Below are 12054 nucleotides of genomic sequence, written 5' to 3'. Positions count from 1 at the left end.
GAGAAGATTAAGCAGCGGATGAAACGACAAAATTCTTTTCGTGACTATACGGCTGAGTCCGCACTGTTTGTGCGTCGGGCGCTGGTCGCCTTTTTGGGTATTTTGCTGCTGACCGGCGTACTGATCGCCAATTTGTATAATCTGCAAATTCTCCGTTTTACCGATTACCAGACCCGCTCGAACGAAAACCGTATCAAGCTGGTGCCAATTGCGCCAAGCCGCGGGATAATCTACGACCGCAACGGCATTCCCCTTGCGCTGAACCGCACTATCTATCAGATTGAAATGATGCCGGAAAAGGTGGATAACGTTCAGCAAACGCTGGATGCGCTACGCAGTGTGGTCGATTTAAACGACGACGATATCGCCGCCTTTAAAAAAGAGCGCGCCCGATCCCATCGCTTTACTTCTATTCCGGTGAAAACAAACCTGACGGAAGTTCAGGTCGCGCGCTTTGCTGTCAACCAGTACCGTTTTCCGGGCGTCGAAGTCAAAGGCTATAAACGCCGCTATTATCCATACGGATCGGCGCTGACCCACGTTATCGGCTACGTATCGAAAATCAATGATAAAGACGTCGAGCGTCTCGACAGAGAAAACAAACTGGCGAACTACGCCGCCACTCATGACATCGGCAAGCTGGGCATTGAGCGCTACTATGAAGATATTCTGCATGGGCAAACCGGTTATGAAGAGGTTGAAGTCAACAACCGCGGCCGCGTTATTCGCCAGCTTAAAGAGGTGCCGCCGCAGGCCGGACACGATATCTACCTGACGCTGGATCTCAAGCTCCAGCAGTATATTGAAACGCTGCTGGCAGGCAGTCGCGCGGCGGTGATTGTCACCGATCCGCGTACCGGCGGCGTGCTATCGCTGGTCTCCATGCCAAGTTACGACCCTAACCTTTTCGTGGATGGCATCTCCAGCAAAGATTACTCCGGGCTGCTTAACGACCCGAACACGCCATTAGTGAACCGCGCGACTCAGGGTGTCTACCCACCCGCTTCTACCGTTAAGCCTTACGTCGCCGTATCGGCGTTAAGCGCTGGCGTCATCACCCGTAACACCAGTCTTTTCGACCCTGGCTGGTGGCAGTTGCCGGGGTCTGAGAAACGCTACCGTGACTGGAAAAAATGGGGCCACGGGCATCTGAATATCACCAAATCCCTTGAAGAGTCGGCAGATACCTTCTTCTATCAGGTGGCTTATGACATGGGGATCGATCGCCTGTCAGAATGGATGGGTAAGTTCGGCTATGGTCACTATACCGGAATTGATCTCGCAGAAGAGCGATCTGGTAATATGCCGACCCGCGAGTGGAAACAGAAACGCTTTAAAAAACCGTGGTATCAGGGCGATACGATTCCGGTGGGCATCGGCCAGGGCTACTGGACGGCAACGCCGATTCAGATGAGTAAGGCGCTGATGATCCTTATTAACGACGGTGTAGTTAAAGTCCCGCACCTGTTAATGAGCACCGCGGAAAACGGTAAACAGGTGCCGTGGGTACAGCCGCATGAGCCGCCGGTGGGCGATATTCACTCCGGCTACTGGGAAATTGCGAAAGATGGCATGTATGGCGTCGCCAACCGCCCTAACGGCACGGCGCATAAATATTTTGCCAGCGCGCCCTATAAAATCGCGGCGAAGTCGGGCACCGCGCAGGTCTTTGGCCTGAAGGCCAACGAAACGTACAATGCGCATAAAATCGCCGAGCGCCTGCGCGACCATAAATTAATGACCGCCTTTGCGCCGTATAACAATCCCCAGGTCGCCGTCGCGATCATCCTTGAAAACGGCGGCGCAGGCCCAGCAGTAGGCACAATCATGCGCCAAATCCTTGATCACATCATGCTGGGCGACAACAACACCCATTTGCCTGCGGAAAACCCGGTGGTTGCAGCGGCGGAGGACCAATAATCATGACGGATAATCCGAACAAAAAAACCTTCTGGGATAAAATTCATATCGATCCCACGATGCTACTCATTCTGCTGGCGTTATTGGTTTATAGCGCGTTGGTCATCTGGAGCGCCAGCGGCCAGGACATCGGCATGATGGAGCGTAAAATCGGTCAGATTGCGATGGGGCTGGTGGTCATGGTGGTGATGGCGCAGATCCCGCCGCGCGTGTATGAAGGCTGGGCGCCCTATCTCTATATCATTTGTATCATTTTGCTGGTCGCCGTTGATGCCTTCGGCGCAATATCCAAGGGCGCGCAGCGCTGGCTCGATCTGGGAATCGTTCGCTTTCAGCCTTCGGAAATAGCCAAAATCGCCGTGCCGCTGATGGTCGCCCGCTTTATTAACCGTGACGTCTGCCCGCCCTCGCTGAAAAATACCGCCATCGCTCTGGTATTAATCTTTATGCCTACCCTGCTTGTCGCCGCCCAGCCGGACCTGGGGACGTCTATTCTGGTCGCCCTTTCCGGTCTCTTTGTCCTATTTTTGTCTGGTCTGAGCTGGCGCTTAATTGGGGTCGCCATTGTATTGATCGCTGCATTTATTCCTATTTTGTGGTTTTTCCTGATGCACGATTACCAACGCCAGCGCGTCATGATGCTCCTGGATCCGGAGACCGATCCGCTGGGCGCGGGCTATCATATTATTCAGTCTAAAATCGCCATTGGCTCAGGCGGCCTGCGCGGTAAAGGCTGGCTCCACGGCACCCAGTCGCAGCTGGAGTTTTTACCCGAACGCCATACCGACTTTATTTTCGCGGTACTGGCGGAAGAGCTCGGTCTGGTGGGCATCCTGATTCTGCTCGCGCTCTATATTTTGCTAATAATGCGCGGTCTGTGGATTGCCGCCAGAGCGCAAACTACATTTGGTCGCGTGATGGCTGGCGGATTAATGTTAATATTATTCGTTTATGTCTTCGTAAATATTGGTATGGTGAGCGGTATTCTGCCTGTGGTTGGAGTACCTTTACCCCTGGTCAGCTACGGGGGCTCCGCACTGATTGTGCTGATGGCCGGGTTCGGGATTGTGATGTCGATCCACACCCACAGAAAAATGTTGTCGAAAAGCGTATAAGGGGTGCGCAATGCGTAAGCAGTTGCCTGTAATCTGCGTCGCGGCAGGGATAGTACTACTCGCGGCATGTACTAATGACGGCGGTCAGCAGCAAACCACCGTCGCGCCGCAACCTGCGGTATGTAATGGTCCGACTGTGGAAATCAGCGGAGCGGAACCGCGTTATGAACCTCTGAATCCGACCGCAAACCAGGATTATCAGCGTGACGGTAAAAGTTATAAAATCGTTCAGGACCCGTCCCGCTTTAGCCAGGCTGGCCTGGCCGCTATTTATGATGCGGAACCCGGCAGTAATTTAACCGCCTCCGGGGAGATGTTCGATCCGATGCAGCTTACCGCCGCCCATCCGACACTGCCTATCCCCAGCTATGCGCGAATCACCAACCTGGCCAACGGTCGCATGATCGTCGTGCGTATTAACGATCGCGGCCCCTATGGCACCGATCGGGTCATCTCCCTGTCCCGCGCGGCGGCGGATCGTCTGAATACCTCGAATAATACTAAAGTACGGATTGACCCCATTATCGTGGCGCCGGATGGTTCGCTCTCCGGCCCGGGGATGGCCTGTACGACGGTGGCGAAACAGACCTACGCTCTGCCCCCGCGCCCTGATTTAAGCGGCGGAATGGGAAGCGCCTCTTCAGCGCCTGCGCAACCGCAAGGCGACGTGCTTCCGGTCAGCAATGCCACGTTGAAAAGTGACGATACCACCGGCGCGCCGGTGAGCAGCAGCGGCTTCCTCGGCGCGCCGACTACGCTGGCGCCTGGCGTGCTGGAGGGTAATGAACCGACGCCGGCGCCACAGCCAGCGCCGGTTTCCGCGCCGGTGACGGCTCCAGCGACTGCGACGCCGGTGAGCGCGCCTGCTGCCGCGGCCCCGGTATCTGCCCCGGTGAGCGCGCCTGCCGCCGCGGCGAGCGGTCGTTTCGTCGTCCAGGTCGGCGCCGTCAGCGATCAAACGCGTGCGCAGCAGTACCAACAGCGTTTAAGCCAGCAGTTCAGCGTACCAGGGCGCGTAATACAAAACGGCGCGGTCTGGCGTATTCAACTGGGGCCTTTTGCCAGTAAAGCCGAAGCCAGCGCGTTACAGCAACGTTTGCAAACAGAAGCACAATTACAGTCCTTTATCGCCAGCGCGCAGTAACCGATCGCAGGTATCTGTACTGTCAATTTCTGTAAATGACATTAACAAAGTCACGCGGAAAGTCAGATGCCTGCCAGTTATGCTTTTGCTATAGTAGGGCTCTTTTTTTAATTTCATCACGGACGTCGTAGTTCAGACCATGAAGACCACTTTTTCCGCTCGTTTTATGCAGCGCATGGCGCTCACCACGGCGCTTTGTGCCGCGTTTATCTCAACCGCACATGCCGATGACCTGAATATCAAAACTATGATCCCGGGCGTTCCGCAGATCGATGCGGAATCCTACATCCTGATCGACTACAACTCCGGCAAAGTTCTGGCGGAACAAAACGCCGACGAACGTCGCGACCCGGCTAGTCTGACGAAGATGATGACCAGTTACGTCATCGGACAGGCAATGAAAGCGGGTAAATTTAAAGAAACCGACCTGGTTACCGTCGGTAATGACGCCTGGGCCACCGGCAATCCGGTATTTAAAGGTTCCTCGCTGATGTTCCTCAAACCGGGAATGCAGGTACCGGTCTCTCAGTTGATACGCGGCATCAATCTGCAATCCGGTAATGACGCCTGTGTGGCGATGGCTGATTTCGCCGCCGGTAGCCAGGATGCTTTCGTCGGGCTGATGAACAGCTATGTGAACGCGTTAGGGCTGAAAAATACCCACTTCCAGACCGTACACGGCCTGGACGCCGACGGACAATACAGTTCAGCTCGCGATATGGCGCTGATTGGTCAGGCGTTAATTCGCGATGTGCCTAACGAATATGCCGTTTATAAAGAAAAAGAGTTCACCTTTAACGGCATTCGCCAGTTAAACCGTAACGGTCTGCTGTGGGATAACAGCCTGAATGTGGACGGCATCAAAACCGGCCATACCAGCAAAGCGGGCTATAATCTGGTCGCTTCCGCAACCGAAGGCCAGATGCGGTTGATTTCCGCCGTAATGGGCGGACGAACCTATAAAGGCCGTGAAACAGAAAGCAAAAAACTGCTGACGTGGGGCTTCCGTTTCTTTGAAACCGTTAATCCGCTGAAGGCTGGTAAAGAGTTCGCCTCTGAACCCGCCTGGTTTGGTAATACCGATCGCGCCTCGCTGGGCGTCGATAAAGACGTTTACCTGACGATCCCTCGCGGTCGCATGAAAGATTTGAAAGCGAGCTATGTACTGAATACCGCAGAACTGCACGCGCCGCTGCAGAAAAACCAGGTGGTCGGCACCATCAACTTCCAGCTGGACGGTAAAACCATCGAGCAGCGTCCGCTGGTCGTACTGCAAGAGATCCCGGAAGGGAACTTCTTCGGTAAAATCATTGATTACATTAAATTAATGTTCCATCACTGGTTTGGATAAAAATTGAACGCTTGAAAGTGTGATTTTCGTCCCCATATACTATGCATCAGTAAAACTCCCGCCCTGTGGCGGGAGTTGTTATTTTTTTACGTAATGCCGGAGCTGACATGAAAACCAAACTTAACGAACTGCTTGAATTCCCTACGCCATTTACTTACAAAGTAATGGGGCAGGCGTTACCTGAGCTGGTTGATCAGGTGGTTGAAGTGGTACAGCGCCATGCGCCTGGTGATTACTCTCCGACGGTAAAACCGAGCAGCAAAGGCAACTACCACTCGGTCTCTATCACCATTAATGCCACCCATATTGAACAGGTTGAAACGCTGTACGAAGAACTGGGCAATATTGATATCGTGCGAATGGTATTGTAATACATCCAGACGGTTACCCGGTCTTATCCGGGTAACTCCCCGCCTCCCCCGCTGTGATATACTTTCCTCTCTTTTTTCATTCTCTACGGAGATGCCGTTTTGTATCAGGATAAAATCCTTGTCCGCCAGCTCGGCCTTCAGCCCTATGAAGCTATCTCTCAGGCCATGCATAACTTTACCGATATGCGCGATGAAAACAGCCATGATGAAATCTGGTTGGTTGAGCATTACCCGGTGTTTACCCAGGGCCAGGCCGGTAAAGCGGAACATATATTGATGCCTGGCGATATTCCCGTTGTGCAGAGCGATCGTGGAGGACAGGTGACCTATCATGGTCCGGGCCAACAGGTAATGTACGTTTTACTTAACCTGAAACGACGTAAACTGGGCGTGCGTGATTTAGTCACCCTACTTGAACAGACCGTGGTGAATACGCTGGCTGAAATTGGTATTGAGGCGCATCCGCGCGCCGATGCGCCGGGCGTCTATGTGGGTGAAAAGAAAATCTGCTCGCTGGGTTTACGTATCCGTCGCGGCTGCTCATTCCACGGTTTAGCGCTAAACGTTAACATGGATCTTTCTCCTTTCCTGCGTATCAACCCGTGTGGTTATGCCGGCATGGAAATGGCCAAAATAACGCAGTGGAAGGAAGACGCTACCACGGATAATATTGCGCCCCGCTTGCTGGCGAATATTTTAGCTCTGCTAAATAATCCACCGTATGAATATATTGCTGCTTAATGCGTAAAATATAATGGCCCAAGAAATTTATGGGTCATTAATCATATATGATTTGAATGCTTTACTTCTCCCCCCGCTTTCTATATTTTCGTTATATCCCTGCTGTAGCCGCCAAGCGGCATGGCCTCTTCAGTCCTCATGATGAGGAATTTTCCGTGAACAAAATCCCGGCCTTGCTGTTACTTATCTTATTGAAATGACTAAAAATACATTCATAAGAGTAATTTTAAAACCAACTCATAAATGCAAAATATACTATTTCATCTATTATTCATAATACGAATGAATTCGGAGCCAGAGCGTGAGTGATAATAATCAGGCAGAAAGACAACCGGCCGATCAACACCTACAAGACAAACCGCAAATTTTCAGAACACTGAGAAATATTGACCTCAATCTGTTGACGATTTTCGAGGCCGTATATGTCCATAAAGGGATCGTCAATGCAGCGAAAATTCTTAACCTGACGCCGTCAGCCATCAGCCAGTCCATTCAAAAATTACGGACTATATTTCCCGATCCGCTGTTTATTCGCAAAGGCCAGGGCGTAACGCCCACGACGTATGCTACGCATCTGCACGAATACATCAGCCAGGGGCTGGAATCTATTCTTGGCGCCCTGGATCTTACGGGCAGCTATGATAAGCAACGCACCATTACGATTGGCACGACGCCTTCGGTCGGCGCGCTAGTGATGCCGATTATTTACCAGGCCATCAGGCCGCGTTATCCTCAGCTTTTGCTGCGCAACATTCCGGTAGACGATGCCGAAAGCCAGCTTAGTCAGTTTCAGACCGATCTCATTATCAATACCCATAGCTATAACAACCGGAGCATCCAGCATCACGTCCTGTTTAGCGATACGCTTGAGATTGTCTGCCGCCAGCATCACCCGTGTCTGGCGAACGCCATTACTGAAGAGAGACTGAACAGCGCGGATCACACCTTTCTGATGCTGGAGGGACAACATCTTTCCCTCCTGCGCCAGCGACTGCAGGAGACATTTCCCGATCAGCAAATCAGTTTTAGCAGCTACAATATTTTTACCATTGCCTCGCTGATCGCCAGCAGCGATCTGCTGGGACTGATGCCCACCCGCTTCTACGACTTATTTAGCCGTTGCTGGCCGCTTGAACGCCTTCCCTACGCGCCGGTGAATAGTGAACAGGTCGAGTTCTCGCTGCATTACAATAAACTGAGTCTGCGCGATCCGGTGCTGGAGAACGTCATTGATATCATCCGTGAGGCGTTCTGACAAAAATGTTGCATTCAGGTCACGGAAGATATGGGCAAACAGCACAAAACAACAACTATTTTACATTTTGCCGGGCTGTCAGGCTGCTTTATGGCCCTTATCAATGATATACTGCGTGTCACAAATTCAAAAATAGTTGATAAATACAACTTTCCCTTGAATTGAAACGCTTTCCTTCGTTATTCGCAACTGGAACACGCACGCTATGAGTAAACCCATTGTGATGGAACGCGGTGTAAAATACCGCGATGCCGATAAGATGGCTCTTATCCCGGTTAAAAATGTGGTCACAGAGCGCGACGCTCTACTACGTAAACCGGAATGGATGAAAATAAAACTTCCGGCGGATTCTACCCGTATCCAGGGCATCAAAGCCGCAATGCGCAAAAATGGCCTGCATTCTGTCTGCGAGGAAGCGTCTTGCCCAAACCTGGCTGAATGTTTCAACCACGGTACCGCTACGTTTATGATCCTTGGCGCCATTTGCACTCGCCGCTGTCCGTTCTGCGATGTCGCCCATGGCCGCCCCGTTGCGCCGGATGCGGAAGAGCCGCAGAAACTGGCGCAAACGATCGCCGACATGGCGCTACGTTATGTGGTCATCACCTCTGTCGACCGTGACGATCTGCGTGACGGCGGCGCCCAGCATTTTGCTGACTGCATCACCGCCATCCGTGCCAAAAGCCCGGAGATAAAAATAGAGACGCTGGTGCCAGACTTCCGTGGACGTATGGATCGCGCGCTGGATATCCTTAACGCGACGCCGCCGGATGTGTTTAACCACAACCTGGAAAACGTGCCGCGTATTTACCGCCAGGTTCGTCCGGGCGCCGATTACAACTGGTCGCTGAAATTACTGGAACGCTTCAAAGAAGCACACCCGGAAATTCCGACAAAATCGGGTCTGATGGTGGGCTTAGGCGAAACCAATGCGGAAATCATTGAGGTTATGCGCGACTTACGCCGTCACGGCGTTACCATGCTGACGCTTGGTCAGTATCTACAGCCAAGCCGCCATCACCTGCCGGTACAGCGTTATGTCAGCCCGGAAGAGTTTGACGAGATGAAAGCGGAAGCCCTGGCGATGGGCTTTACCCATGCCGCCTGTGGCCCCTTTGTACGTTCTTCGTACCATGCTGATCTCCAGGCCAAAGGCATGGAAGTGAAATGATCGTGTAATAGACGCTTACATTTCAGGCAAAAAAAACCGGCAACTCGCCGGTTTTTTTACTCTGCGGAGCAAGCGCGTTGCGCTATTACTCTTTATGCGAGAGTTTTTCAGCCTGAACGCTACCGTCGACGTCTTTCTTAACGCCCGCGTCTTCATCGTTCATTGCTTTCTTGAATCCTTTAATCGCCGTGCCCAGGTCTCCGCCCAGCGTACGTAACTTCTTGGTACCAAACAGCAGAACAACCAGTGCGGCAACCACCAGCAGTTTGGTAATACTAATCTCACCCATAGATACCTTCTTCACTAAAAACAGGCTGCGTAACGCGCCGGATTAACCTGAGAATATTAACGGTCTTTCGACGCGCGCACACAATAGCAATCTGTAACAAGGTGAATCAAGCTTTGCGTAAAAAAACATCATAATAATTGCGGTGGCGCAAATCGTCGTTGCTGCAAAAGAGGAAGTTGCTCCCGCACCTGGTCTATTCGTTCTCTGAATATTTCCGCGACGATCAGCGCCGGACGATCGGCTGCCGCGGCTATCGTTACCCCCAACGGATCGATAATACGACTTTGACCAATATTACGATTACCACACTCCCCGGCCGCAATCATATAGCAGGTGGTATCCAGCGCTCTCGCCGCCAGCAGCGTCGACCACTGCTGCTCTTTCAACGGGCCGCGAACCCAGCCCGTCGGCAGCGCCAATACGTCAGCCCCCTGTAAAGCCAGCGCTAACGCCATGTCCGGAAAGCGCAGGTCATAACAGGTCATAAGCCCCACCTTAACCCCCTCCACGTCCAGCACAGGCGCGATAACGGTTCCGGCATCAATACTTTGGGATTCTTGCATCGAAAACGCATCATAGAGATGCAGCTTCGCGTAACGCGCGACAATGTGACCCGCCCGTAGCGCCACCAGCATATTAACCGCCCGTCCAGACGTTGACGGGACAAGGATAGTGAATATCGTCGTCATATTATTATGAGCGCTTTCTTCCAGAAGCCGCGTCATAAACGCGCCATCCAGCGGCTGCGCGGCGCGAATCGGCAGGTCAAGGTCGATGTCATCTCGCGCTAATATCCCCTCAGGCAACACCAGAAGCGATACGCCGCGGTCCGCCGCCTGAGCCATTAACGAAACGCAAACTTGCGCATTCTTTTCCCATACAGAACTCACCACAAACTGCCCGGCTGCAACGAACATATCCCCTCCCACACCTCTGTCAGGACTCGCCAATTATGCGTGTTCGGCGTTACACTCCTCCTGTATAGCAATTAAATAAAGGATTCGGCAGTGTTACAGCTTCTTTTAGCAGTTTTTATCGGCGGTGGAACGGGGAGCGTAGCCCGGTGGATGCTAAGTATGCGTTTTAATCCGCTTCATCAGGCGATTCCCATCGGTACGCTAACAGCAAATTTGCTTGGCGCGTTTATTATCGGCATGGGGTTCGCCTGGTTTAACCGCATGACACATATCGATCCGATGTGGAAAGTGCTCATTACGACCGGCTTTTGCGGCGGCCTGACGACCTTTTCTACTTTTTCTGCTGAAGTGGTATTCTTGCTGCAAGAGGGGCGCTTTGGCTGGGCGCTGCTGAATGTGCTGATTAACCTGTTGGGTTCGTTTGCCATGACGGCGCTGGCATTCTGGCTATTTTCCGCCGCAGCGGCGCGTTAAGCGCAAAAAAAACCCGCCGAAAGGGCGGGTTTTGAAATCTTGCTGTCGGACGTATGCTTACAGAGCAGTTACGTTTGCAGCGGAAGGGCCTTTGGCACCGTTAGTGATTTCGAACTCTACGCGCTGACCTTCAGCCAGAGTTTTAAAACCATTGGTCTGGATTGCAGAGAAGTGTACGAACACGTCTTTGCTGCCATCTTCCGGAGTAATGAAACCGAATCCTTTGGATTCATTAAACCACTTAACGTTACCTTTAATCTTAGACATCAAAATTACCTTTACATGAAAAATAGACACAAATGCTGTGTCGGATACCAGTACAACAATTGTGATGCATTTTGTCCAGTCGAACTTTGCGAAAAAGTGATAAATATCGCGTTAATTTTTAGCTAACTCTATCTACTTATTGTTTTTTAAGGTTTTTTAATTCACAACTGAAGAATACCCTTCCCCGTCAAAACTGGAAACGCATCCAGGCGAAATAGACGTTTCCGTTGTTATACGAACCCGGAATGTAGGTCATCTGAAAGGTAGCGGGCCCATAGCCTATCGACGCTAAAGGCAACAGCACAGGGATGGGAATATAATTCCAGTTGTCGCGCGCGGTAACGCCTGCGGTAAAGCCCAGTCCCAGACGAAAATTATCGTCTTCCAGCGGTCGCCAGGTTTTTTCCCAGCCATAACCGCCTATGGGTTCCCATTTGTTAAATGAATCTTTAAAGGCCATCATATAGAGGCCATGCCAGTTGCCTTTGTCGTCCCAGCGCGACTGACCAAAACCAACGCCCCACGGCCGCTCGTTATAGCGATCCGTTTTCTCTTTATCGTAGGCAAAGCGCGCATGCCAGGTAATGGCGGGGACATACAAATCATAATGCTCAGGCTGTCGCCACGTTTCTGCGACGTTATCGGTAAACGTGTTAAACCACCCTTTATCCGCCGCAGAGACTGAAGGAATAGCCAGCCATGGCATAACAAGGAGAGCAATAATAAGAAAATACTTTCTGATAATCATCACAACAGCCATACCGTTCAAAAATTCGACTGTGATAATAACAACATTAACCTGAATAAAATCTTAACAAACTATAAACAGAGAATAATCTGAGAGAGTATCGGGTTAACGGCGTTTGATTTAGCACTCAGAACCGTCGCGCGCTCCTTAATAAGCTTTCACAAAAAACACAAAACAAAGCACAACAAATAAAACAATAAAATAACAATAAATTAATACTTATAGCGCTACAGAAAATTCGTATAAGCATATTTCATCTTTAGCGATGACATGAAAAAATAACCGCGCCGT

At 51.5% G+C, this 12054-nt stretch carries 13 protein-coding genes; 9 read left to right on the top strand and 4 right to left on the bottom strand.

Annotated elements, in window-relative coordinates; translation table 11 throughout:
* The first annotated feature begins 18 nt into the window (after positions 1-18).
* The 8 genes from mrdA to lipA all read left to right on the top strand — a co-directional run bounded on the left by mrdA (position 19) and on the right by lipA (position 9068).
* Positions 19-1920 (top strand): peptidoglycan DD-transpeptidase MrdA, encoded by a 1902-nt coding sequence (gene mrdA, locus ABVN44_RS05680; protein WP_000828700.1) that lies wholly within the window; start codon positions 19-21, stop codon positions 1918-1920.
* Positions 1921-1922: 2 nt separating this feature from the next.
* Complete coding sequence (gene mrdB / locus ABVN44_RS05675) at positions 1923-3035, top strand: peptidoglycan glycosyltransferase MrdB (RefSeq protein ID WP_000131713.1); 1113 nt, start codon at positions 1923-1925, stop codon at positions 3033-3035.
* 10 nt (positions 3036-3045) lie between these two features.
* Positions 3046-4179: an endolytic peptidoglycan transglycosylase RlpA gene (gene rlpA, locus ABVN44_RS05670; protein ID WP_023231449.1), complete on the top strand. Its 1134-nt coding sequence runs from the start codon at positions 3046-3048 to the stop codon at positions 4177-4179.
* A gap of 139 nt (positions 4180-4318) precedes the next feature.
* Complete coding sequence (dacA, locus tag ABVN44_RS05665; RefSeq protein ID WP_000858711.1) at positions 4319-5530, top strand: D-alanyl-D-alanine carboxypeptidase DacA; 1212 nt, start codon at positions 4319-4321, stop codon at positions 5528-5530.
* A gap of 107 nt (positions 5531-5637) precedes the next feature.
* Positions 5638-5901, top strand: a complete 264-nt coding sequence (ybeD, locus tag ABVN44_RS05660) for a DUF493 family protein YbeD (protein WP_000850547.1) — start codon at positions 5638-5640, stop codon at positions 5899-5901.
* 99 nt (positions 5902-6000) lie between these two features.
* Positions 6001-6642: a lipoyl(octanoyl) transferase LipB gene (gene lipB, locus ABVN44_RS05655; protein WP_000284009.1), complete on the top strand. Its 642-nt coding sequence runs from the start codon at positions 6001-6003 to the stop codon at positions 6640-6642.
* Between the two features lie 301 nt (positions 6643-6943).
* Positions 6944-7897: a YbeF family transcriptional regulator gene (locus ABVN44_RS05650; protein ID WP_001282817.1), complete on the top strand. Its 954-nt coding sequence runs from the start codon at positions 6944-6946 to the stop codon at positions 7895-7897.
* 205 nt (positions 7898-8102) lie between these two features.
* Complete coding sequence (lipA, locus tag ABVN44_RS05645; protein ID WP_000042640.1) at positions 8103-9068, top strand: lipoyl synthase; 966 nt, start codon at positions 8103-8105, stop codon at positions 9066-9068.
* A gap of 85 nt (positions 9069-9153) precedes the next feature.
* Here the strand turns inward: lipA and tatE are convergent, their stop codons facing one another.
* Positions 9154-9357, bottom strand: coding sequence for a twin-arginine translocase subunit TatE (tatE, locus tag ABVN44_RS05640; RefSeq protein ID WP_000503938.1), 204 nt, complete (start codon positions 9355-9357; stop codon positions 9154-9156).
* A gap of 128 nt (positions 9358-9485) precedes the next feature.
* Positions 9486-10274 carry a deaminated glutathione amidase gene (locus ABVN44_RS05635; RefSeq protein ID WP_000495787.1) on the bottom strand — a complete coding sequence of 263 codons (789 nt, stop codon included), beginning with the start codon at positions 10272-10274 and terminating at the stop codon, positions 9486-9488.
* A 90-nt stretch (positions 10275-10364) separates the two neighbouring features.
* Here ABVN44_RS05635 and crcB point away from each other — a divergent pair, with 90 nt between their 5' ends.
* Complete coding sequence (gene crcB, locus ABVN44_RS05630) at positions 10365-10748, top strand: fluoride efflux transporter CrcB (RefSeq protein ID WP_000939753.1); 384 nt, start codon at positions 10365-10367, stop codon at positions 10746-10748.
* Positions 10749-10805: 57 nt separating this feature from the next.
* Here crcB and cspE read toward each other — a convergent pair whose 3' ends face one another.
* Complete coding sequence (cspE, locus tag ABVN44_RS05625; protein ID WP_000034826.1) at positions 10806-11015, bottom strand: transcription antiterminator/RNA stability regulator CspE; 210 nt, start codon at positions 11013-11015, stop codon at positions 10806-10808.
* 187 nt (positions 11016-11202) lie between these two features.
* Entirely contained in the window at positions 11203-11775 is a 573-nt protein-coding gene (gene pagP, locus ABVN44_RS05620; protein WP_001623090.1) for a lipid IV(A) palmitoyltransferase PagP, read from the bottom strand.
* Positions 11776-12054: the final 279 nt, after the last annotated feature.

This window comes from Salmonella sp. SJTUF15570 (assembly GCF_043357055.1).
Taxonomy (GTDB): Bacteria; Pseudomonadota; Gammaproteobacteria; order Enterobacterales; family Enterobacteriaceae; genus Salmonella; species Salmonella enterica.
This window is presented reverse-complemented; position numbering and strand designations above follow the sequence as displayed.

Excerpts from the sequence above, each read along its gene's own strand:
- mrdA (WP_000828700.1), top strand. The coding sequence starts at position 19 with ATGAAACGACAAAATTCTTTTCGTGACTATACGGCTGAGTCCGCACTG.
- mrdB (WP_000131713.1), top strand. The coding sequence starts at position 1,923 with ATGACGGATAATCCGAACAAAAAAACCTTCTGGGATAAAATTCATATC.
- rlpA (WP_023231449.1), top strand. The coding sequence starts at position 3,046 with ATGCGTAAGCAGTTGCCTGTAATCTGCGTCGCGGCAGGGATAGTACTA.
- dacA (WP_000858711.1), top strand. The coding sequence starts at position 4,319 with ATGAAGACCACTTTTTCCGCTCGTTTTATGCAGCGCATGGCGCTCACC.
- ybeD (WP_000850547.1), top strand. The coding sequence starts at position 5,638 with ATGAAAACCAAACTTAACGAACTGCTTGAATTCCCTACGCCATTTACT.
- lipA (WP_000042640.1), top strand. The coding sequence starts at position 8,103 with ATGAGTAAACCCATTGTGATGGAACGCGGTGTAAAATACCGCGATGCC.
- tatE (WP_000503938.1), bottom strand. The coding sequence starts at position 9,357 with ATGGGTGAGATTAGTATTACCAAACTGCTGGTGGTTGCCGCACTGGTT.
- ABVN44_RS05635 (WP_000495787.1), bottom strand. The coding sequence starts at position 10,274 with ATGTTCGTTGCAGCCGGGCAGTTTGTGGTGAGTTCTGTATGGGAAAAG.
- cspE (WP_000034826.1), bottom strand. The coding sequence starts at position 11,015 with ATGTCTAAGATTAAAGGTAACGTTAAGTGGTTTAATGAATCCAAAGGA.
- pagP (WP_001623090.1), bottom strand. The coding sequence starts at position 11,775 with ATGGCTGTTGTGATGATTATCAGAAAGTATTTTCTTATTATTGCTCTC.